The sequence below is a fragment of the Hymenobacter qilianensis genome (assembly GCF_014638675.1).
Lineage (GTDB): Bacteria > Bacteroidota > Bacteroidia > Cytophagales > Hymenobacteraceae > Hymenobacter > Hymenobacter qilianensis.
In genome coordinates this window covers 618,619-642,242 of the sequence record NZ_BMFN01000001.1, presented here as the reverse complement: position 1 = coordinate 642,242, position 23,624 = coordinate 618,619, and the positions used below count along the sequence as shown (strand labels likewise).

At 53.6% G+C, this 23,624-nt stretch carries 18 protein-coding genes; 16 read left to right on the top strand and 2 right to left on the bottom strand.

What is annotated here, in order from left to right:
* Nucleotides 1-6 precede the first annotated feature (6 nt).
* From IEW06_RS02720 to IEW06_RS02700, 5 genes are all read left to right on the top strand, one after another.
* Complete coding sequence (locus tag IEW06_RS02720; RefSeq protein ID WP_133274587.1) at nt 7-837, top strand: phosphosulfolactate synthase; 831 nt, start codon at nt 7-9, stop codon at nt 835-837.
* A 183-nt stretch (nt 838-1,020) separates the two neighbouring features.
* Complete coding sequence (locus tag IEW06_RS02715; RefSeq protein WP_187734020.1) at nt 1,021-2,355, top strand: PQQ-dependent sugar dehydrogenase; 1,335 nt, start codon at nt 1,021-1,023, stop codon at nt 2,353-2,355.
* Nucleotides 2,356-2,519: 164 nt separating this feature from the next.
* Entirely contained in the window at nt 2,520-3,581 is a 1,062-nt protein-coding gene (locus IEW06_RS02710; protein WP_373285327.1) for a bile acid:sodium symporter family protein, read from the top strand.
* An 88-nt stretch (nt 3,582-3,669) separates the two neighbouring features.
* Nucleotides 3,670-4,326 carry a DedA family protein gene (locus IEW06_RS02705; RefSeq protein ID WP_187734021.1) on the top strand — a complete coding sequence of 219 codons (657 nt, stop codon included), beginning with the start codon at nt 3,670-3,672 and terminating at the stop codon, nt 4,324-4,326.
* A 112-nt stretch (nt 4,327-4,438) separates the two neighbouring features.
* Nucleotides 4,439-5,179: a shikimate dehydrogenase family protein gene (locus IEW06_RS02700; protein ID WP_187734022.1), complete on the top strand. Its 741-nt coding sequence runs from the start codon at nt 4,439-4,441 to the stop codon at nt 5,177-5,179.
* Between the two features lie 106 nt (nt 5,180-5,285).
* Here IEW06_RS02700 and wrbA read toward each other — a convergent pair whose 3' ends face one another.
* A complete protein-coding gene (gene wrbA / locus IEW06_RS02695; RefSeq protein ID WP_187734023.1) occupies nt 5,286-5,900 on the bottom strand; it encodes an NAD(P)H:quinone oxidoreductase in 615 nt (204 codons plus the stop codon).
* A gap of 381 nt (nt 5,901-6,281) precedes the next feature.
* On the opposite strand from wrbA, the gene IEW06_RS02690 reads away from it, so the two are divergent.
* From IEW06_RS02690 to IEW06_RS02640, 11 genes are all read left to right on the top strand, one after another.
* The gene (locus IEW06_RS02690; RefSeq protein ID WP_188547371.1) at nt 6,282-6,965 is read left to right on the top strand and encodes an RNA polymerase sigma factor; all 684 of its coding nucleotides are present in this window, start codon (nt 6,282-6,284) and stop codon (nt 6,963-6,965) included.
* The gene (locus IEW06_RS02685; protein WP_188547368.1) at nt 6,946-8,619 is read left to right on the top strand and encodes a hypothetical protein; all 1,674 of its coding nucleotides are present in this window, start codon (nt 6,946-6,948) and stop codon (nt 8,617-8,619) included. Before IEW06_RS02690 ends, IEW06_RS02685 begins: the two co-directional genes overlap by 20 nt.
* Before the next feature lie 25 nt (nt 8,620-8,644).
* On the top strand, nt 8,645-9,316 hold the full coding sequence (locus IEW06_RS02680) for a hypothetical protein (protein ID WP_187734026.1): 672 nt from the start codon (nt 8,645-8,647) through the stop codon (nt 9,314-9,316).
* Nucleotides 9,317-9,373: 57 nt separating this feature from the next.
* Nucleotides 9,374-9,718, top strand: coding sequence for a DUF6970 domain-containing protein (locus tag IEW06_RS02675; RefSeq protein ID WP_187734027.1), 345 nt, complete (start codon nt 9,374-9,376; stop codon nt 9,716-9,718).
* Nucleotides 9,719-9,884: 166 nt separating this feature from the next.
* A complete protein-coding gene (gene uvrB / locus IEW06_RS02670) occupies nt 9,885-11,918 on the top strand; it encodes an excinuclease ABC subunit UvrB (protein WP_187734028.1) in 2,034 nt (677 codons plus the stop codon).
* A gap of 184 nt (nt 11,919-12,102) precedes the next feature.
* Entirely contained in the window at nt 12,103-12,534 is a 432-nt protein-coding gene (locus IEW06_RS02665; RefSeq protein WP_187734029.1) for a hypothetical protein, read from the top strand.
* Between the two features lie 347 nt (nt 12,535-12,881).
* The gene (locus IEW06_RS02660; protein WP_188547366.1) at nt 12,882-16,070 is read left to right on the top strand and encodes a T9SS-dependent M36 family metallopeptidase; all 3,189 of its coding nucleotides are present in this window, start codon (nt 12,882-12,884) and stop codon (nt 16,068-16,070) included.
* 356 nt (nt 16,071-16,426) lie between these two features.
* Complete coding sequence (locus IEW06_RS02655; RefSeq protein WP_188547364.1) at nt 16,427-19,582, top strand: T9SS-dependent M36 family metallopeptidase; 3,156 nt, start codon at nt 16,427-16,429, stop codon at nt 19,580-19,582.
* A gap of 339 nt (nt 19,583-19,921) precedes the next feature.
* Nucleotides 19,922-20,167: a hypothetical protein gene (locus IEW06_RS02650; protein WP_187734030.1), complete on the top strand. Its 246-nt coding sequence runs from the start codon at nt 19,922-19,924 to the stop codon at nt 20,165-20,167.
* Nucleotides 20,160-20,438, top strand: coding sequence for a hypothetical protein (locus tag IEW06_RS02645; RefSeq protein WP_187734031.1), 279 nt, complete (start codon nt 20,160-20,162; stop codon nt 20,436-20,438). The genes IEW06_RS02650 and IEW06_RS02645 overlap by 8 nt, the downstream gene beginning before the upstream one ends.
* A gap of 402 nt (nt 20,439-20,840) precedes the next feature.
* Complete coding sequence (locus tag IEW06_RS02640) at nt 20,841-22,265, top strand: L,D-transpeptidase family protein (RefSeq protein WP_187734032.1); 1,425 nt, start codon at nt 20,841-20,843, stop codon at nt 22,263-22,265.
* Between the two features lie 138 nt (nt 22,266-22,403).
* Here the strand turns inward: IEW06_RS02640 and IEW06_RS02635 are convergent, their stop codons facing one another.
* Entirely contained in the window at nt 22,404-23,138 is a 735-nt protein-coding gene (locus IEW06_RS02635) for a GAF domain-containing protein (protein ID WP_187734033.1), read from the bottom strand.
* Nucleotides 23,139-23,624 lie beyond the last annotated feature (486 nt).

Below are 23,624 nucleotides of genomic sequence, written 5' to 3'. Positions count from 1 at the left end.
AAGCGCATGAATTATCACCTCGATCAACTCCCCGAGCGTACCGCCAAACCCCGCGAACAAGGCTACACCATGGTTATGGATAAAGGCCTGAGTATCCGTGAAGTAGAAGACTTTCTGGAGGTAGGCGGCGAATACACCGACATTGTGAAGCTGGGCTGGGCTACCTCATACGTAGTACCTAACCTGAAGCGCAAGCTGGAAGTGTATAAAGAAGCCGGTGTGCCGGTGTACTTCGGCGGAACCCTGTTTGAGGCCTTTATTATTCGTAATCAGTTTGATGACTACCGCCGGCTACTGTCTGAGTTTGGAATGGAGTACGCAGAGGTTTCGGATGGCTCTTTGGAGTTGCCCCACGACAAAAAGTGCGAGTACATCCGCACGCTGGCCAAAGACCTGAATGTATTGTCGGAGGTGGGTTCGAAGGATGCGGAGAAAATAATTCCTCCCTACAAGTGGATTGCTCAGATGCAAACGGAGCTGGATGCTGGCTCCATCAAGGTAATTGGCGAGGCGCGTGAGGCCGGCAATGTGGGCTTGTTTCGGAGCACCGGCGAGGTACGTTCGGGTTTGGTAGAGGAAATTCTGACCAAAATTCCTTTTGAGAAAATTCTGTGGGAAGCTCCTCAGAAGGCCCAGCAGGTATGGTTTATTAAGTTGCTGGGCAGCAATGTTAATCTGGGAAATATCGCGCCTAATGAGGTGGTAAGCCTGGAAACCATCCGGCTGGGCTTGCGCGGTGACACGTTCACGCACTTCCTTGATATGGACGGCGTAGACCCCATGTTCAAGCCGGAAGTAAAGACCGGCCGACCCGGCACTTCCATGCCGCGCGGATAGGCTGCGTAAGATATACGGTTGCTCAAAAAAGCCCCCCAGACTGCCATGTGCAGTGGCTGGGGGGCTTTTTTAGCTACAGCTTATCAGGTAATGCCCGGAAGTTAGTGAGGGAGGTATTAACTCAGCAGGCATGCGTGCGTAAGCTGTTGTTGCACCTAAGCAACCACTGCTCACTTGGTTATTATGAAAAATTACCTGCTTTACTTACCGTTGGCGGCCTTATTCGCCTGCAATCAATCGTCGCCCAAAACAGAAGAAACGGCTGCCGCTACCGCCGCATCTACTGATTCGGTGGCTGCGCCTGCGCTGCCCGAACCATACGCTACGCCGTCGGCAAAGAACTTCAGTAAGGTAATTGGCTGGCCTAAAGGCAAAATGCCAACGGTGCCGGCCGGATTTACAGTGACGGAATTTGCTGCTGACTTACAGAATCCGCGCTGGATTTATGTGGCCCCAAACGGCGACATTTTTATTGCCGAATCTAACTCTATAGAAAAAACCTCCACGGCGAAGGGCGAAAAGGCAAAAGGTCTGAAGCAGTCAGGGTCGATGAAGGAGTCCAGCGCCAACCGCATCACGCTCTTGCGCGACGCCAACAAAGACGGCAAGCCCGAGGTGCGCGAAACCTTTCTGACGGGCCTGAATCAGCCTTTTGGCATGCTGGTAGTAGGCGATAATTTTTACGTAGGCAATACCGACGCCGTGCTGCGGTTTCCTTACAAAGCCGGTCAAACCAAAATCACGGCCGGGGGGCAAAAAATCCTGGATTTACCTGTTGGCGGCTACAACAACCACTGGACTCGCAACTTATTGGCCAACGCCGACGGCTCCAAGATTTACGTGTCGGTAGGGTCGGGTAGTAATGTGATGGAGAAGGGCGAGAAAAACGATGAAGGTCGGGCCCTGATTCTGGAAATTAATCCTGATGGATCCGGTAAGCGCGTGTACGCCAGCGGCCTGCGCAACCCCGTGGGCATGGATTGGCAGCCCGGCACCCAAGTACTCTGGACCGCCGTGAATGAGCGCGATGAGCTAGGCGACGAGCTCGTGCCCGATTATATGACCAGTGTGAAAGAAGGCGGCTTTTATGGCTGGCCTTACTCGTACTTCGGCCAAAACGAAGATCCACGCCGCAAGGGCGAGCGGCCCGACCTAGTGGCCAAAGCAATAGTGCCGGATGTAGCCTTGGGTCCGCATACGGCATCGTTGGGTCTGGCCTTTTATGACGCCAGCGGCTTCCCGGCCAAATACCGGAATGGCGCTTTCATAGGGCAGCATGGATCCTGGAACAGCTCGAAGTTTACGGGGTATAAAGTGGTGTTTGTGCCCTTTCAGAACGGCAAGCCAGCTGGTCAGCCCGAGGATTTTATGACGGGTTTCGTGGCAAACGAAGGCACCAAGGAAGTATACGGCCGGCCGGTAGGAGTAACCGTGCTGCCCGATGGCTCGATGCTGGTTGCGGATGACGCGGGGGGCAAAATATGGCGCGTATCTTCAACTCAAGGCACAAAGTCTTAAGTCTTGCAGTCGTTGTAAAATTAAAAAGGTGGTCATGCAGAGCGGAGCGAAGCATCTCGCGTGTTTAGTAAGGTTACTAATCAGCCATCAGCACGCGAGATGCTTCGCGTTGCTCTGCATGACATTCTTACAAAAAAGGTACTTATATAAATTGATTGCAGCTAATGTCCCCATCCGCTCCGACCGCTAAAATGCCCCCCAGCAGTCCCATGCAACGCTTGCGGGAGCTGGCGCTGCGGGCGGGGCTCGATGGGTTCCTGCTGGGCTTGATCGGCGTTATTGGCCTGGCTTACCTGTGGCCGGAGTTTGGGGCTGAAGAGGGGCCACTGCCGCTGGGGCGCATTGCGCACTATGGCGTATCGGTCATTTTCTTCTTCTACGGCTTGCGCCTGAGTCGCGAAAAACTGAAGGCTGGCCTGAGCAACTGGCGCTTACACCTAGTTGTGCAGGGTACTACTTTTCTGTTGTTTCCGCTGCTCTTATTAGTAGTAAAGCCGCTTTTTGATTCGGAAAAAAGCCAGTTACTGTGGCTGGGGGGCTTTTATTTGGCTGCCTTACCTTCCACGGTTTCCTCTTCCGTCGTGATGGTTTCAATTGCCAAGGGTAATCTGCCGGCGGCAATTTTCAATGCCAGTATTTCCAGCTTGCTGGGCGTGTTTATTACGCCCGTTTGGATGGCGCTCTTTCTAACGTCTGGTACTTCCGGCGGCCTAGGCTCCACTATCTTAGATTTGGCGTTGCAGGTGCTACTGCCCGTGGCGGTGGGTATACTGTTGCATTCGCGCTTGCATCAGTTTGCGCAGCGCTTTGCCGGGCCCTTGCGCATGCTCGACCAGGCTATTATTCTGCTGATTGTATATACCTCGTTTTGTGAGTCGTTTGACCAAGGCATTTTCCGGGGCTACTCCGCCGGCGACCTTTTTGGGCTGGGCGCGGCTATGTTGGTGCTGTTCTTTTTAGTGTACGGGTGCGTACTGCTGCTGAGCCGGTTAGTAGGTTTTAACCGCGAAGACACCATCACAGCGCTGTTTTGTGGCTCCAAAAAGTCCTTGGTTCAGGGTACCGTAATGTCGAAGGTGCTTTTCCCGGATGCGCGCACGGCCGGCCTGATTCTTTTGCCCCTGATGATTTATCACGCCCTCCAAATTCTGGTGGCCAGCATTGTAGCCCAGGCCCTGAGCCGACGCGCCGATAGTAAGGCAACAGTTGCCCCAGCTATACACTAAAGCCAGCCGAAAAAGCCCCCCAGCCAGAAACTTTGCCGGCTGCCTGCTTTCTTTGCAGTAAAATAACTTCGTCTTCTATTCCTGGTTCATGGAAATCCTCAAGGACATCATTGATTTCATTCTTCATCTCGACAAGCATCTCGGGGCCATTATCCAGGATTACGGAACGTGGACATACGCCATTCTCTTCCTGATTATCTTCGTGGAAACCGGCGTAGTAGTGCTGCCCTTTTTGCCCGGCGACTCGCTGCTGTTCGCGGCTGGCTCGCTGGCCGCCCTGCCCGGCTCTCCCCTGAATGTGTGGGTAATGATGGGTCTGCTTATCGTAGCGGCAGTGCTTGGCGACACGCTCAACTATCATATCGGTGACTATCTGGGGCCGCGGGTATTTCGCGAGAATTCCCGCTTCCTGAAGCGTGAGCATCTCATTCGTACCCAGGAGTTTTATGAGAAGCACGGCGCCAAAACCATCATTCTGGCCCGCTTCATCCCGATCATTCGCACGTTTGCGCCCTTTGTGGCGGGCGTGGGTACCATGAGCTACACCAAGTTCCTGTCGTACAATGTGGTGGGGGGCGTTTTGTGGGTCGTTTCGCTGACGGGCGCGGGCTATTTCTTCGGTACCATCCCGATTGTACAGAAAAACTTCTCGCTGGTCGTATTGGCCATCATCGGCTTATCAATACTGCCCGTGATATTTGAGTTTGTAAAGTCGCGCCAAAACAGCCGGCGGCCCGTAGCTTAATTCCTGATTTTATTCGTGAAATAAACCGCCCCAATGGTAATCCGTTGGGGCGGTTTTCTATTATTGCATGCGGTAAGCGTCAGAGTTCAGTCTAGCTAGTGTGAATTATTGTATGAAGGAATTTGGCCTCATTGGCAAGTCGCTTGTCCACTCGTTCTCGCAAACCTATTTCACCCAGAAATTTGAGAATCTGGGCCTCGACGACCACCACTACGAGCTCTTTGAGCTGCCCACTATCTCGGCCTTGCCGGAGCTGTTGGCTGAGCACCCCAGCCTGCGGGGGCTCAACGTAACCATTCCATATAAAGAGCAGATATGGCCGTACCTGAGTGAGATATCATCGGCGGCGGCCCGTATTGGCGCCATCAACGTCATCGATTGCACGCCCGACGGCCGCTATATTGGGCATAACACCGATTACATTGGCTTCCGGGAGTCGTTGCGCGCTTTTTATCCATTGCGTGGCGCTGCAGCACGAGCACTAGTGCTTGGCACCGGTGGCTCATCGAAGGCAGTAGAGGCAGCCTTGCGGGAACTAGAGATTCCGTATTGGCTGGTGTCACGTAACCCACTCGGGACTGGCCTTACCTATAATGACCTCACGCCCGACGTACTTGTAGGGCATTCGCTGATTATCAACGCCACGCCGTTGGGTACTTTTCCGCAGGTAGATGCGTGCGCTCCTATCCCGTACGAGGCTCTCACGCCAGCCCACTACCTCTACGACCTGATTTATAATCCGAGCGAAACTTTGTTCCTCCAAAAAGGTCGCGAAGCCGGTGCTCAAACCAAAAACGGCTTCGAGATGCTCTGCCTACAGGCCGAGGCTGCCTGGGAAATTTGGAGCCAGTAAAGAGCAAATGCTACAGGAATGCCCTAAAACACAACAAGCCACCTCAAATGGGTGGCTTGCTGGTTGTTGCAATATGTGCGTTCAGGGTATAGGTCGCAAGTAACGCTTATTTTCTGGAAAGCTTGCTAGCAATTTCGGCGGTGTACTTGCCTTGATGACGGGCACCTTCCAATTCGTTTGCGCTGGGCTGGCGCTCACCTTGTCCACCAGCTACTGTGCTGGCGCCGTAAGGGGTACCGCCGGTTACTTCTTCGTGGCCCATCTGACCCTGCCAAGCGTAAGGCAAGCCCACGATGACCATGCCATGGTGAAGCAATGCCGTGTGCAGCGCGCGTAGCGTTGTTTCCTGGCCGCCGTGCTGGGTAGCGGTGCTCACGAATGCGCCACCTGCTTTGCCCACAAGGGCGCCGCGAGCCCACAAGCCGCCGGTTGAGTCGAGGTAGGCCTGAATCTGGCCGCAAGCATTGCCGTAGCGGGTAGGCGTACCAATAATGATGGCATCGTACTGCTCCAATTCCTCGGGGGTAGCTACAGGCACATGGTTGAAAGCTTGCTGGGCCTGCGTGGCTCCAACCTTGTCGAGAATTTCTTTCGACAGCGTCTCGGGTACGCGCTTTACTACTACTTCATTGCCTTCTACCTGGCGGGCGCCTTCGGCTACGGCCTCGGCCAATTTCCACACGTGGCCATACGTGGAATAGAACAGAACAATAGTTTTCATGAGGAACGGATGAAAGATGAAAAATGAGTTGGTACGGATGTAAGCAGCTTTCCTGAAGCAGGGTGCTGATTTACGCAAGGCAGCGGAAAGAGGTGGCTTGCAAATATATGTATGTACATTAAATGTACTAACATTGTTTCGAAAATTATTTTCCTCACGGCTAAAAAAGCCCCCCAGCGCTTTAAAGCAACTTTAAAAAATATTCGGGCACAGGCATGCAACCCTTGGGGCGGGTAGCAGCCTCTACTCACCGAAGCCCGCTAGTATATGGCGGATTATTCTACCGATACGTTATTACGAAACGCAGCGTATGCAGCCACTTTATCCTGGCCCAATCGACTTTATGTTCAGCCACAGCGGCCCAGGCGGCCACCTCACTCGATGAGCGCCTTATCGTTTGCGATGGGTGGCGGAGGGCTGCGCAACCTGCTTGCGGGGGGCAATTCGTCGGCTTCGGTGGCTGCTTCGCCTCCGCCTGCTCCTGTCCGCTCGCTTGTGCCGCCTTCCCAGCTCACCGAGGCCGAAATCATTGATGGTTGCCTGGCCGGAAGCCGTCTGATGCAGAAGCATTTGTACGACAGGTTTGCAGCCCGCATGATGGCCGTGTGTCTGCGCTACGCCCAAACCACCTTTGAGGCGGAGGATGTATTGCAGGAAGGCTTCGTAACGGTGTTTACCAACCTCAGCAAGTTTCGCCGCGAATGCCCCCTGGAGTTCTGGATTCGGCGCATCATGATTAATGCTGCTCTGCGTCAGCACCGTCGCAATAGCGGGCTGGTAGCCATGAGTGAGGGCGAGTACCCCGAGGATCTGGCGGGGGAGGAGTTTACGCTTTCCAACTACGCATTTGAAGAGCTTTTGACCCTCGTGCAGGAGTTGGCGCCGCGCTACCGCATGGTATTCAACCTGTTTGCCATCGAAGGCTATGGGCACAAGGAAATTGGTGAGTTGCTGGGCATTTCCGAAGGCACCAGCAAATCGCAGTACTCCCGGGCCCGGGTCATCTTGAAAACTAAATTAGAGCGCCTCGACGCGCATCGCAGCAATGGCATCTTCCGCAAATAATCATACGCCCAACGAGCCCCGGTCCACCGGCGACCTGGAGCACTTGTTCCGACAGAAGCTCGGCGAGGCAGAAGTAGCGCCTCGTCAGCACGTCTGGGAGCAGCTCGACCATGAGATGCTGGTACGGCAGAACGACTCGTATCGGCGGCGTCTGCTGCTGCACCGCTGGGTGGCGGCGGCCTGCGCCCTGCTGGTGCTGGGCTGCGGCACCTGGCTGCTGCTCCATAATGCCACACATTTGCCCCCCGGCACAGAAATAGCTGCCACTACTCGCCCCGTGGAGGCAACTACTACTGAGGCAGCTGCTGATACTCCGCTGCGCACACCGCGCAGTAGCGCCACCACTAGTCAGTCACGAAATAGCGCTACCACGTCCACTGATTTGGCAGCAGTGACCCAGCAACGGAATTCAGCTGCCACCGCTTCGGCAACCCGGGCAGCCACGGCGCAATCAGCAACGAATGATGTAGCCACTACCTTATTGCGGGCCGCTAAATCGGCTGTAGGAATCAGGCAGTCTGAGTCAGGCAGCAGCGTGGCTACCAACAGCACCCGCTCAGGCTCAGGCGCTACGGGTACTTCGCTGACTGCTGCTGAGCGTCAGGCTGGAAATGGGGCCTATGGTTCTGCCTTTGCCTCATCGGTGCCAGGCATTGGAAGCTCACAGAATGAGCGGGGGGCAAATTGGCTAACCGTACGGCCAGTGTCTGCGGCCGCGGCGCAAAACACGGTAGCAGCCGCATTTCGTCGCCCCGAAACCTTGCAGGCCGAAGCGCTTCCGGTGTCAGCTGGCATGTTGGCCCAAGCGGCAATAAGTGCTCCCCAGGATGCCGCCGAAGAAGAAAAACCGGAACGTAAGCGCAGCAAATGGCGCCTGAGCGGAGCTTATGCGGCCAGCTCTTACAACCCGAATATTGACTTTAGCTCCAGCGCGACAGCGAATGCAGCCCTCGACTTTGGCGCGGTTCCCTCCAACAACTCAGCGCTTCCTGTCTACAATGCCCGGTCGGCGTATCAGTATGGCGCCAGCGAATACCGCGACAATCTGGAAGCTGGTCCTGCTCAGCGTATTGCAATAGCCGCGGCGTATGCATTGAACAATAAATTGACGCTACTGACTGGCATAGAAACTTCTCAACAGCGGGCTTCATCCAAAACCTCGTTAAATCTGAACAATTCGAGAACGGCCTTCGCCGGGCAGGCAGCATCCGACTCCAGCAGTAACCAGTTTTATGCCGGCCAGCGCGGCACGGAGTTTAGATACAGCACAATAGGCGTACCGGTAGCCATGCGCTACGGCTCGGCCAAAACGGGCTGGTCGCTCTACGCCAAAGTAGGCGCCGCCGTGAACCTGCTTATCAAGAGCAGCACGGAAGTAGATGGCAACGCCGCTGCCGCCCGCGACTACACGCTGGCTTCTTCTGAGTCGCCTTATCGCAAGGTGCTGGCATCGGTGCGTGGGGGTGGGGGCGTGCGCTATGCACCAGCCGCCGCGGCATGGAGCTTGTCCTTAGGTCCAGTAGCCGAAGCCGGTTTGAATACGCTTAATCAGGACCCTGGCGGCTCTTTCTTCCAACGCTCCCGGCCATATTCGGTTGGTCTGGAGGCCAGTGTGGAGTTTGGGGGCCAAAAAGCGGCTACCGTGGTCCGTTAACAGCAAATAATTTAACAGTACAACTATGAAGATTCAGTACTATTTATTTGCTGCCCTACTAAGCTTGTGTGCGTGTACGAAGAATGACCTCGATGAAGTGGTCTTGGATGGTAAAGGCTGTATCAAGCGGGTTACCAACGCTCCAGGGCCCGGTGACCACGAAATACGCAAGTCGGAGCAGGCAACCGCCGTTCGCCTTTTTCAGCAGAATGCCCTCAGCTTAAGCGACCTTCGCTTTACCCAATTCATCGAAGAAGACTTGGTCGTGGAGGGCATAACCAATCATCATGTACACGTAAAGGCTGCCCGTTTCGCTAATGGGTTGCCTTTTCTACTCAACAGAGCTATTTATAATTTCAGGAATGGTAAATATGTTCATCGTTCCGATAATGATTTTATAGCGGCGGCTGACACGAAGCCAGCGTTGACGCTAGCTCAGGTCAGGGCATTGTTTTTTCAGGAGTTTGTGGATTATAACAAACAGTCTACCAGTTACAAAGCAGAAGATTTTAAGGATAAATGCTTGACTGCGGAGTTAGGGTACTATACGCTTCGAGGGAATGAAACGCCTATCAGGACTATATTGGCCTGGCATGTGAAGCCTAAAGGTGAAGAATATCCGGAGGCGGTGATCAATGATAGTGATGGCACAACCATCTACTTTTTTGATGGAAGTTGGACTTCAATGCCCAGATAGTTGATTCTGTTTTGGGAAACTTGGAATTCCTAAAGTCACTGTAAATCGAACTGCTCTATGAAACGCTTACTTACGCTTCTGCTTCTCACGAGCCTCCTCAGCGCCTCCCAGTGCGAAGATGAGAATGCTGCCTGTCCCAGCTTTTTTGTCACCAAAGTAGCGGAGCTACAAGCCAAGCCCAAGCAGAACCCCGCGGCCGAAATCACGGAATATCAGTTTCAAGGCCAGACCGTCTACCTCGTTTCCAGCGACTGCTGCGACCAGTTTGATTATCTCTACAATAGCTGCGGAGATGTTATTTGTGCTCCGAGCGGCGGTATAACCGGCAAGGGCGACGGGCAATGCCCTGATTTTGCTACGCAGGCCACCAATGCCCGCGTAGTATGGCGCGACCCGCGCTAAGCTTATTTACGGGCAGGCGAGAGTTGGATGCCTGCTTATTTCAAAATTTGCCCCCCAGACCTTAAAAAAAGCCCAGCTGATTTAGTTGGGCTTTTTTTGTTTCGCGGAAACCTACCTTGGCGCTCCGGAGTTATCATAGGCTATCATTTCTGGCTACTTTCCCTGCATGGAATATCAACTTACTTCCGAGTTCAAGCCCACCGGCGACCAGCCCAAAGCCATTGCCCAGCTGGTGGCTGGCGTAGAAAGCGGGGAGCCGGCGCTGGTGCTGCTCGGAGCCACGGGCACCGGCAAAACCTTTACTGTGGCCAACGTCGTGGCCCAAACCGGCAAGCCCACGCTGGTGCTCTGTCACAATAAAACCCTGGCAGCCCAGCTTTACGGCGAGTTTAAGGCGTTTTTCCCCAATAATGCCGTCGAGTACTACATCAGCTACTACGATTACTACCAGCCCGAGGCTTACATTGCCAGCACCGACGTTTTTATTGAAAAGGACCTCGCCATCAACGAGGAAATTGAGAAGCTGCGGCTGCACTGCACCTCCACGCTGCTCAGTGGGCGCCGCGACGTTATTGTGGTGGCTTCCGTGTCGTGCATTTATGGTATCGGCAACCCCGAGGAGTTCAGCAAAAACGTCATTTATATGGCGCCTGGCCTGCGCTACTCGCGCAATAATCTGCTGTACCAGTTTGTGCAGATTCTGTACTCGCGGACGGAAGTGGAATTCACGCGCGGCACATTCCGGGTGAAGGGCGACACCGTGGACATCTTCCCGGCTTACGCCGACTTTGCCTATCGGCTTTTCTTTTTCGGCGACGAAATTGAGGCCATCCACCGTATCGACCCGGAAAGCGGCAAGAAGCTGGCCGACGAGCAAAGCGTAACGCTGTACCCGGCCAACCTTTTCGTGACCGGCAAAGACACCCTGCACCAAGCCATCAAGGAGATTCAGTTTGATATGATGGCTCAGCAGAGCTACTTCGTGAAGGAGGGCCGCGACCAGGAAGCCAAGCGCATCACCGAGCGCACGGAGTTTGATCTGGAAATGATTCGGGAGCTGGGCTACTGCTCCGGCATTGAGAACTACTCGCGTTACTTCGATGGCCGCACTCCCGGCTCACGCCCGTTCTGCCTGCTCGATTATTTCCCTCAAGACTATCTGATGGTCATCGACGAAAGCCACGCCACCATTCCTCAGATTCGGGCGATGTGGGGCGGCGACCGGAGCCGCAAAACGGCCCTGGTGGAGTATGGATTCCGTCTGCCCTCGGCCATGGACAACCGCCCCCTGACCTTCAACGAGTTCGAGAGCATGTACCGGCAGGTCGTCTTCGTGTCGGCTACGCCGTCCGATTATGAGTTGGAAACCAGCGGCGGCGTTATCATCGAGCAGATTATTCGCCCCACGGGCCTGCTCGACCCCGAAATCGATATCCGGCCCAGTGCCAACCAGATTGACGACTTGCTGGATGAGGTAGACAACCGCGTGAAAATGGGTGACCGCATCCTCGTTACAACGCTTACCAAGCGCATGGCTGAGGAATTGCAGAAGTACATGGAGCGCCTGGGTATCAAGTCAAGCTACGTGCACTCGGATGTGAAAACCCTGGACCGCGTCGAGATTCTGCGGCAGCTGCGCCTGGGCGTAATCGATGTGCTGATTGGGGTGAACCTGCTGCGCGAAGGTCTTGATTTGCCCGAAGTTAGCTTGGTCGCTATTCTGGACGCCGACAAGGAAGGCTTCCTGCGCGACCAGCGCAGCCTGATTCAGACCATGGGCCGCGCCGCCCGAAATGATAAAGGCAAGGTGATTATGTACGCCGACCGCATCACGGGCTCCATGCAGCGCGCCATCGACGAGACCAATCGGCGCCGCGCCGTGCAGCTGGCTTATAATGAGGAGCACGGCATCACGCCACGCACCGTGCGTAAGTCGCACGATGAGATTATGGGTCAAACCTCGCTCTCAGATATGCGCCGCATCGAGCCCGCCGCGTATGCCGGCCCCGATACCGATACGTTGACCTTAGCCGCCGAGCCTATTATCGCTCTGATGAAGCGTGATGAACTGGAAAAAGTCATCAAGAAAACGGAGAAGCAAATGGAAGGCGCAGCCAAGGACCTCGACTTCCTGCAAGCCGCCAAGTACCGCGATGAATTAGCCCAACTTCGTCAAATGCTAAAGACGAAGCGAGATTAGCCACAGACTATATAGCGTTTTGAATCATTTTTATTTTCCTGAAAAAGCTCCCCGGAAAGCCGTCTGGGGGGCTTTTTTTAGTTTTTTGCAACCTCGACCATAGATTCAGGCCAGAAAATTGATGTTTTTCGGGCAAGTGATCATCCCGCCCGATCACCATCCTGTTCAAACGTGAGTTGTTGCCATGCTAACCGCTACTCCAGTATTACGCGTCTATTTTGAAAACCCGGTTGGTCGGGTTATGGAGCACCCCAATGGCTATGCGTACGTCATTTATAATGAAGGCCCACGCAAGCTCGACCATTTGAAGGCCTTTCTGACGCACACAGGCCAGCTGCTGCGCCGACAGGGCTGGAACAAGCTGTTGGGCGATCAGCGCCTGATGTCGCCTTACACCGAAGACGAGCGTAATTGGATTCTGGATTTTTGGATAGCGCGCACCAGCGAGGGAAGCCAGATTTATGGGGCCGTGCTCTTGCCGCATGATGTATTCGCGCGGCTTTCCGTCAGTCAGATGATGAACGAAGCGCGGGAGGCGGCCTTAACCTACCGGCTTTTTGATGACGAAAACGCGGCGGCGGCCTGGCTGCGCCAACTACCAGTGGAAGCTATCTAGGACGGTTGAAATAGTTAAATCTGCATTACCAGGAGACTGGTAGTGACCTTACCCTCTAAAAAAGCCCCCCAGCTATTGTGCTGGGGGGCTTTTTTGTATGTCTTCGTCTTGGTTTGGTTCAAGCTGATGGCGTCAGAATTTACATACAGTAAAATAGCAGGGTAACTGGCAATAGTATGACTTTTTGGGAGTTTAACTGCGATACGAGTTATTATACATGATTAAAATTGTATTAATTAACTTTAATAATGTACATAATATTGGCAAATGAAATAATTTATTCAAAATGGTATATAAATAATCTTACTTTCAGAACACAATACACAAACCATCCAAAACCATAACAAATGAGGAAACTCTTACCATTCTTAGCGAAGCCGGTGCTACTGGCTATTATGCTAACAGGAGGTTACACTTCTTTCAGTCAGGGAAAAGGAAACGCGGGCAAAAAAGCTGTTCCGCAAGCGGCTCTTGAGCACCTGAAAAAGAACAAGCAGAAGCTTCAGCTTTCTGACGAGGACATTGCCAATATCACGTTGAGCAGCGAGACTTTCTCAAAGAAGAGCGGGGTTAAGCACATTTATCTGAAGCAGCAATACAAGGGCATTGAGATTCACAATGCTATTACCAACATCAGCATGACCTCCAATAATGAGGTAGTGAATGTAGGTGATCAGTTTGTGAAGGATGCCGGCAAAAAGGTAAAGGAAAGCGGCTCCAGCATGACGGCTGAGGCTGCCGTAGCCGCCGCTGCCAAGCACCTGAATACGTCGATAAAGGAGCCTCTCTCCGTCCAATCGAGAGAGGATGGCCCTGACCAGGAGGTAGTATTCTCCACGGGGGGCATTTCGCTTGAGTCGATTCCGGCTAAGCTGGTGTATCAGCCCATGGAGGATGGTAGCCTACGCCTAGCCTGGGAGGTAACGATAGATGAGCTGGATGGCCTGAACTGGTGGGTTGTCCGCGTAGATGCCGCTACCGGCGAATTTCTGGAAAAGGATAACCTGGTAACGCACTGCGAATTCGACAACGACGGCCCCAACGGCGTACACATCAGTGATAGCTATGTTCAAAAGCAGGCTGTAGCAGCTAAGCCGTTCAACTTTGCTACGACACTGGCAGAGGCTCCCGCAGCTAACTTCTACAATGTTTATCCGCTCACAACGGAGAGCCCAAGCCACGGCCCACGGGTATTCGTGAGCACCGACGCTGCCGATAAAACGGCTTCACCAAAAGGCTGGCATTATACGCCGGTGGGCAACATGACCACTACCCGGGGCAACAACGTGTATGCCTACGAGGATCCTAATGGTGTGAATCCGTTCCCTACTATTGCCAACAACTTCACTGTTAATAACTACAGCCCTGACGGTGGTCCGAGCCTGAAATTCGACTTTCCGATTGATTTCACCAAGCAGCCCGCAACCTATGTTGACGCGGCTACTACCAACCTGTTCTACTGGAACAACCTGATTCACGATGTGTGGTATCAGTATGGTTTTGATGAAGTTAGCGGCAACTTCCAGTTTGATAACTTCGGCAAAGGTGGCTTAGGCAACGACTTCGTGCGCGCTGAAGCGCAGGATGCCCGTATTACGTCGGCCCAGGGCCCGCAGCGTAACAACGCTAACTTTGGTACGCCAGTGGATGGCTCGCTGCCACGTATGCAGATGTACTTGTGGAACGGTATTCCTGACAGAGAGTTGTTCCGTGTAAATACGCCATCATCCATCGCTGGTGCTTACCAGGCTGTGGAGGCTGCGTTCAGCAAACCTTTGACGAGCACGCGCATTACGGGTAAACTAGTGTTGGCTGTAGCTCCCGTTATTCCCCCGACTGGTACGCCTGAGGAAGGATGTGGGGCTTTTGCGAATGCGGCCGCAATCAGTGGCAACATTGCAGTAGTGTATCGTGGAAGCTGCGGCTTCGCTGATAAAGTGCAGAATGCACAGAAAGCCGGTGCTATTGCTGTAGTCGTAATCAACAATGCTGTTGGTGCTCCTATCGTAATGGGTGGTGCTCCCACGGTAGCGCAGCCAGCTATTGTTATCCCAGCTGTTATGATTGGGCAGGCTGACGGAGCAGGTATTCGTAGCGCGCTGAATGCGGGCACCGAGGTAACCGTTACGCTGAAGAATGATGGCTCGGGTCCTGAAATTGACGGTGACTTCGACAACGGTATTATTGCTCACGAATACGGCCACGGTATCTCCAACCGTCTGACCGGTGGTCCATCGGTGGCCAACTGCCTTCAGAATGCGGAGCAGATGGGTGAAGGCTGGAGCGACTGGTTCGGTCTGATGATGACCATCAAGCCCGGCGACACGCGTGTTAAGGTGAGAGGTATTGGCACCTATGCTTCGGGCCAGCCAACTACAGGCCGCGGCATTCGTCCGGCTCCTTACAGCACTGACTTTAGCGTAAACAACTTCACCTACGCGGCTACCAACAACACGGCAGCCATCAGCCAGCCTCACGGCATCGGTTTTGTGTGGTCTACCATGCTGTGGGACATGACCTGGGATCTGATTGCCAAGTATGGCTACAACGAAGATCTGTACAACGGCACGGGCGGCAACAATATGGCCATGCAGCTGGTAATCGACGGCTTGAAGCTGCAGAAATGCAACCCAGGCTTCGTGGATGGTCGCGATGCTATTCTGTTGGCTGACCGCATCAACTACGGCGGTGCCAACCAGGAGCTTATCTGGAGAGCCTTCGCTAAGCGTGGCCTGGGTTTCAGCGCCAAGCAAGGCTTGAGCACCAGCCGCACCGATCAGGTACAGGCATTCGATTTGCCAGCAACATACCTGTGCACCACTCCGCTTACGGTTGCGGCAATACCTACTTCGGATGTATTCACCGGTGGCGATTCAAAAGTGATTTACTTGGGCTATGGTCCGCAGACTGTAATGCTGCAAGCTAGCGGCGATGCAACCAACAAGTACACTTGGACTCCAGCTGAGGGCTTAAGCGATGCTACCATTGCTAACCCAATCTTCACGCCTACCGCTGCCGGTACCTACACCTTCACCGTGAAGGCCGTCAACGCGGATCAGTGCACCAAGTATGCTTCAATTACGATTACAGTAGTTGATGTGCGCTGCGGCAACAAGAACGATAAGGTGCTGGTTTGCCAGAAGCAAGGCAAGGAGATCTGCATCAGTGCTGATGCGGTTGAGACTCAGCTCCGTATTGGCGGCTCGCTGGGTGCTTGCGCACCAAAAGCGAAGGCAACTGTTGCCAGCGCTAAAGCCAGCGATGCACTTGCTACAAACGACGGCCTGACGGCTTCGCCTAACCCAACTAGTGCGAATACCACGCTGGCCTTTACGCTGGCCGAAAGCGGTGCTTACCGCCTGGAGGTGATGAACATGCAGGGTGCAGTAGTATCGGTGGTAGCCCAAGGAAAGGGTGAAGCCGGTCAACGCATCTCGCACGAGTTCAGCAAAGGCCGCTTGGCAACGGGTGTGTACATGGTTCGTTTGACCTCGGGCAAGCAAAGCAAGTTCACTCGCGTAATTCTGCAGGACTAACTCATTGATAATCAAGTAGCATACAAAGAAGGTCATGAAAATTCATGACCTTCTTTTTTAGAACAGAAATAAAAAGCCCCTCAGCACATTGCTGGGGGGCTTTTTATGGTGCAAGTTAACCATGGTAAAATTACATGTTTCACATTCCGCAAAGTGAAATTTAATCAAATAGGTGCTGAGGTGGATTTGTAAAATATCTTATCAAAAGGGCTAATGGAGGCTATAAAATACATTTAGAATGTAATTATTAGGTTTCCTGAATGTATATAATTATGGTAAGTAAAATTCTGTATAAAAATGCCTATATAAAAAACTATACTTTGATAAGTGTTTCATACTCACCTCACACTATAGATATGAATAGACTTTTACACTTTGTAGCGCGGCCTTTATTGATAGGAGCCTTACTGCTCGGAGGCCCTGCTGCCTTCAGTCAGAACCAAGTAAGTTCTGAGCAAAAACTGGTACCTGAGGCAGCGCTTCAATACCTGAAAAAAAACAAGCAGGCGCTTAAGCTAACGGATGAAGACATTGCAGACGTGAAGCTCAGCAGCGAATCCGTCTCGCCAAAGACGGGCATCCGGCACGTCTATTTGCAACAGCTGTATGAGGGCATTGAGATTCATAACGCTATTGCCAGCATGAGCCTGGGTAAGGACGAAAAGATCGTCAATCTGGCCAGTAGTTTCGCGAAAGGTGTTGGCGGAAGACTCAAGGCTGCGAAGTCTAAGATGACGGCTACAGCTGCCGTAAACGCAGCAGCTCGGCACCTGAATCTGAAGGTTAGCCAATCCCTGTCCGTATTGCAGAAGGGCAGCGGCAAAAACGAAGCGGTGCTGTTCTCATCGGGGGGCATTTCGCTGGAGTCGATTCCGGCTAAGCTGGTGTATCAGCCCATGGAGGATGGTAGCCTGCGGTTGGCTTGGGAAGTGTCCATCTACGAGCTGGATGCGCAGAACTGGTGGAACGTGCGGGTAGACGCGGCCACGGGTGAGTTCCTAGACAAAGACAACATGGTGCACCAGTGCGAGTTCGACAACGACGGACCCGGTGGCATGCCGTTGAGCAGAACGTCTACTTACGGTCAGGTGGCTCAACCAAAGTCGACTAATTCCACCACGTCTCTGACGGCCGCGAATTCTTACAACGTTTTCCCTATTCCCGTCGAGAGCCCTAACCATGGCCCACGGGTATTGGTGAGCACTTCCGCCGCCGATCCAATCGCTTCGCCCCAAGGCTGGCATTATACGCCCAACGGTAAGCTCACTACCACCCGTGGCAACAACGCCTATGCCTACGAAGACCCGAATAACAATAACAGCCTGAATAATTACAGCCCTGATGGCGGTCCTGAACTGAACTTTGATTATCCGCTTGATCTCACTAAGGAGCCAGTAGAGTACCGCGATGCGGCCATCACGAACCTGTTTTATTGGAACAACGTCACCCACGACGTATGGTACCAGTATGGCTTCGATGAGGCCAGCGGCAACTTCCAGGCTGACAACTTTGGCCGGGGCGGTGCCCAGGGCGACTTTGTGCGAGCCGAGGCCCAGGATAGCCGTAACATTCCTAATCCTCCGGCTGGCGTAACCACTCGTAACAATGCCAACTTCTCGACTCCGGTAGACAATGGCACCAGTGCGCCCCGCATGCAGATGTATTTGTGGGCGGGTCGTGCCGATGCGGATATGTTCAGGATAACTGCGCCTTCCAGCATTGCCAATAGCTATCCCGCTGTACAGGCCGCCTTTGGCCCACGGCTCAATGCAACGCCGGTTACTGGCAAGCTGGTGCTGGCTACCGGTGTCGGGGGGACATCTACAAACCCTAATGAAGCTTGCGGACCCTTGACGAACGCCGCCGAGATTGCGGGCAACATTGCTGTCCTGTACCGTGGCAACTGCGACTTTATTCTGAAAGTATACAATGCTCAGGTAGCTGGTGCAATCGCTGTAGTAGTAATCAACAATGCCGCTGGCAACCCGATTTCAATGGGTGCCGGAGCAGGAGCACCCGCTCCTATCACGATTCCCTCACTCATGACAACAGATGTGGCGGGCGGTCTTATCCGGGAGCGGCTAGCAGCGGGCGAGGAAGTAAGAGTGAGCTTGAAAAATCAGCCAGGCGTTGAGGTTGACGGTGATTTCGACAATGGTATCATCGTGCACGAGTACGGCCATGGCATCTCTACCCGCCTAACGGGCGGCCGCTTGGTAAACTGCCTAGGTGGCCAGGCTGAGCAAGCCGGGGAGGGCTGGAGCGATTGGTTTGCGTTGATGATGACGATGAAGGAAGGCGACACTCGTACCACAACAAGAGGAATCGGTACGTATGCGTCGCTCCAGCCTATTACTGGCAACGGCATTCGTCCTGCTCCCTACACTACAGACTTCGCCGTAAACAACTACACGTACGCCCGGACCAACAATACAGCGCTTTCTCAGCCCCACGGAATTGGGTTTGTGTGGGCCACTACGCTGTGGGATATGACCTGGGACATGATCGATCGGTACGGCTACGACCCCGACTTGTATAAGGGCACTGGTGGCAACAACAGGGCCATGCAATTGGTAATTGACGGCTTGAAAATGCAACCCTGTGCCCCTGGTTTCGTGGATGGTCGGAATGCTATTCTGGCCGCCGACTTAGCAAACTACGGTGGTGCCAACCAAGAGCTTATCTGGAGAGCATTTGCCAAAAGAGGAGTAGGCTTTAGCGCCAGCCAAGGTGCGGCCAACAGCCGCCTCGACCAGGTGGAAGCCTTCGATTTGCCCCCCATATATGCTTGCGCGGCTCCCGTTATCACGGCAACTGCTATTGGCGGTACCTTCGTTGAGGAAGGTCAGAGCACGATTTACCTAGGCTATGGTCCGCAGAGCATTCAGCTGCAAGCTAGCGGTGATCCTACGTTTGTGTATACCTGGGGATTTGTACCCGGCCTGAGCGACATATCAGTTGCCAATCCTGTATTCACTCCCAGAGCTCCTGGTACGTACGAGCTTACTGTAACTGCCGTGAATAAAGAGGGTTGCAGTCGCACGGTTACCAAAAAGATTGTGGTTGTTGACGTACGCTGCGGCTTTGTATTCCTCCGCAACAATAAGGTGTTGGTATGCCATAACGGACGGCCCGTGTGTGTTAGTGCGTCTGCCGTATCAGACCATTTGAAGCACGGCGACTCGCTTGGCGAATGCCAGCAGACCTCTAACGCGGGTTTGGTAGCCGAGGAGAAAGTAGCGGCCGAAGAAGCTTTGACGCTAACGGCTACTCCTAACCCAACCAGCTCGCAAACCTACCTAGACTTCACCCTGACGCAGACTGGTAACTACCGTCTGGAGGTAATGAACATGCAGGGAATCGTGGTGAGTGTAGTAGCTGAAGGAACCGGCCGCGCTGGTGAAAACTTCTCCTTCAAGTTTACGAAGGGCCGCTTGGCTGCGGGCATCTATATGGTTCGCCTGACTTCTGGTAAGCAGAATAAGTTTACCCGGATAGTTCTACAGAACTAGCACGGTAAGCAACCAGAAGCGTAAAAACGCAGGCTGAGAACATTCACAGCCTGCGTTTTGAAACTGATAAACAAAAAAGCCCCCCAGACGCGTATCTGGGGGGCTTTTTTGTTCAATCAAACTACGATGCACGCTCCAATAGCTACTTACCTTTGGCGCGTCTATATTCTGGTAGGTTTTTCGTAGCCTACTTTCCCAGCGCCTGGCCGCTGTTCTTATCACCTCTGCATGAACAAACGGTACGTCGTGTGGCTCTGCGCCCTATTCGTTCTATTCGATTTGGGGTACTCCTACATTCAGAATTAACAGATACCGCTGGAGGGCGATCTGGCCCCCATTGTGCTGCCTAGCTTCTGGTATAGCCAAGTGCTGCAAGACCCGTTTGGATGGGCCGTAATTGCCAAAAACGAAGTGTATGCGGGTCCTAACCGGTATTTTGCTCATGCGGCTATGGTTGGCTACCTCAAATCGGTTCCGCTGTGGCTTCAGCGCTCCATCGACCCTATTAGCAGCGTTTATTTGGCTTGCGCGCTGTTCAAAACGGCTGTGCAAGGGCTATTGCTCTATCTGCTGGCTTGTGTATAGCACCGGCGCACAGCGCCTCACCGACCGCCGCCTGTGGCTGCCCGCGGCGCTGCTGGTGCCGCTGTTTCAAACGGCGGGCTACAATGGGCAGATGGGCGTAATTAAGCTCCGGATGACCAACAACAACCAGTGTGAGCGAGCCGCATTTCAGCAGCTGGCCCAGTCGCGGGAGCCAATCGTTCATCTCAACAGCGATTGTACTGTGATGGCCTGGGAAAAGATAACCGATCCGCTCCAATCGGATAACAACGCCCAACTGCTGGAGTTTTAGGGCGTGACTAAAGGAAGGAAGCTCTATTACCAGTGTATGTCATCAGAAAAGTACCAAAGTGCAGTATAAGCAGCATATTAATGCTTCAGCCTTTTCACGGAATTATTCCTGTGTGCTTCTTTCAATCATGGTCACGGTTTGGTATATTGAATACATGTAAAAGCTTGATAAACGCAGGTTTAAGCTGAGCCGTAGCGGGCCCGATTATGGAGCGCCAATGCTGGTTGGTAACGCAAATTTCCGTGTTCATGTAGCTAAAAGCGACGTTGACAGAAAATGCCAGCGTAGAGGCTGCTATAGTGGTACCTTTAGTCAGAATCATATTTAATATCTAAATATTGATAATACTATTTACCGCTCTTGATCATGTTTCCTTGCCTACGCTTCAGGTATGCTGTTGCTTTGCTACTGCTGTGTAAAAGCATTGCTGTAGAGGCCTATACTGTAAGTGCTGCTGCTGAGCTGTCAACAGGAGGAGGCCACACCACAACGGAGGTCGCCGTTCAGCTCCGGCAGCTCTACGCTACCAAAGCGTCATCTGCGAAAGCCAGTACCCAGGAGCAGGTGCAGCTGTTTTATACGCTCGTCGATTTTGTGCCTGTATGGACCACCGATGCTGGCCCGACTGAGAACGCGCAGACGGCTCTTAACCTGTTGTCAAAAGCTCAGCAGTACGGGCTCAAGGCCGCCGACTATGAGACTGCTTCCCTTCAGCTTCTGCTCGATTCCTTACAGACAGCTCCAGCCCAACTTCAGCAGCGCCTGAAGGTCGAAACTCGCCTCACGGCGGCGCTTCTCCGGTTTTCCCAGCATCTGAGCCACGGTCGGATACAGGACAGCACGATCCGGCCTTCGCGGGTGACGGAAAGCGATATCATCAACGTCGCCGTTCACCTTAATCAGGCGCTGCAAAGCAATAATTTTGAGCAACATATGCTGCTGGCGCAGCCCAACAGCCGGAGCTACGTGCGACTGCTGTGGACGTGGCAGCGCCTGTTGGAGTCGGATACGGTGGCGGCCCGTAAAATGAGCCTTTCGGTGGCTCTCAACCTGGAGCGGCTACGTTGGGAGCCGCGCGCCGATTCTATCTATTTGGTTGTCAATATCCCTGCCTACAGCTTGCAGGTAGTGCGCGGCCCGCAAGTAGTGCGTAGCCACCGGGTGGTGGTGGGCAAAGCCGCTACTCCCACGCCGGAACTGTATAGCGCGGTCAATTTTTTTCAGACGGCGCCCGAATGGCGTATGCCACATAGCATTGCCACCAAAGAGGTTCTGCCACGGTTGAAGCGTGACCCTCGCTACCTCAGCTCCCGCAACCTGAGGTTGTATGATCGGGCCGGGGAACGGGTGAATGCTTCGCGGGTGAACTGGAAAGTAGTGACGTCCAGCGAGTTTCCGTATCAGATCAGGCAGGCGCCTTCTTCACGCAATGCCCTGGGAAATGTGGTGTTCCGCTTCCCGAACCCCTACGAAGTATTCCTGCACGATACTCCTGATCGGGAGTTGTTTGACGCCAATACCCGCGCGCTGAGCCACGGCTGCATTCGGGTGCAGCATGCGTGGGCGCTGGCCCGCTTTCTGGTGGAGCGCGACGCGGGCAAGGCAGGCAGCAGTCGGGTGGAGAAAATGAGCGACAGCCTCAACGAGGGCGAAACCAGGTACTTCGGTCTCTATGCCTCCGTGCCCCTAACAATACGCTATCAAACCTGCGAGGCTGAAGGCAACAAGCTCCGTCAGCTGCCCGACATTTACGGCCTGGATAAAGTATTGGCAGAAGCCTGGAATAACGTGCCCGGCCATCAGTCAGGGGTAGTCGTTAGCCGCTAAAAGTCTTAGCTCATTTTACACAAACCCATCAAAAAAAGCCCCCCAGACATATTCTGGGGGGCTTTTTTTGATGGGTTTGTAGCTTGTGCTGCCCATAGAGAGGCTAGTCTTAGTCAAGCCGAACGATTATGAGCTGCGCTATGCGTCAGTGCCTTTTAGTGTCGCTAATGCGTCCGAAACCTGCATGTCCAATACCTGAATCACGTGCGCGGCTTCTTCTTCAATGGAACGCTGATAGTCGAGGGCGGCGGGTGTTGTAGGCGATTCTTCCCACTGCGCCAGCTCACCGAGGGTGCTCAGGCGTCCTAATGATTCGTCTAAGTGATGATAAAGCTGCAGCCACGTAGCGCTTGAATTTTCTGGCTGCTGCTTCAAGGCCAGCCGCAAATCCAGCATTTTCATTACCACCGCTGCCAAGGCTTGCAGACGCGTTTGCTCAGCGAAAGAAAGTGCCCGCGGCTGACGGTCAATCACGCATAGAGCACCAATTGCCTGACCATCAGCGGTGAACAATGGGTGGCCGGCATAAAAACGCAGCTGCAATGCCTCCGCTACTCCCGGATCGGTCAGGTGGCAGGGCTCGAGCAGCAAGTCTTCATACATGGTGGTTTCACCCTGCAGAATAGCTACCGAACACACACTCTCATTGCGAGCAACCCGCTCAGCGCCGTCCAGACCGAAATTAGCCTTAAACCACACGCTACCTTCTTCCACCAAGGAAACCAATGCAATAGGAGTATTGAACAGCTTGGCTGTGAGGCGCACCACTTCATCAAACACGGCATCCGGCGTTGTGCCCAAAATTAGGTAGGGAGCCAGCGCCATCAGTCGCTGCTGATCATTGTTTGGAATAAGTGAATCAGGTTTTGACATAGAACACAAATATACCCCTGACAAGCCGGGTCTGCCGACAAAAGTTTCCCCTATGGAATTAGTTTAAGCTATACTTCACCACCGAGCGCTGGCTTAAAGGGGCTGCCGTTGCAGATCAGCAGTCATTATGCCCGGTCATGTTCCTGACATGTACAGGCGTCCTGTTTCGTTGCTCCACCATCAGGTGGCCGTCTGGGGTTGCTTACCTGCAAGCCGTCGGTACGGGAAAGCCGCCTTTGCTTATAACCCAGTGGAAAGTAAACCTAAAAATGCCCCCCAGCGCGCTGGGGGGCATTTTTAGGTTTGAGCGAGAAATGTGAAGTGAGCGGACAGCCAGGAGGAGTGCCATGCCGCAGGCTTCGTATTGGGGCTGGCAGGAGGGTGCAACGGAGGAGCCTTAGACTATAGGCCTGAGGAATTACGACGCGGTCCGGTAGTCGGGAATTTCTACCGCATGGTGCGCCAGGAAGAAAGGCCATTCAGTGA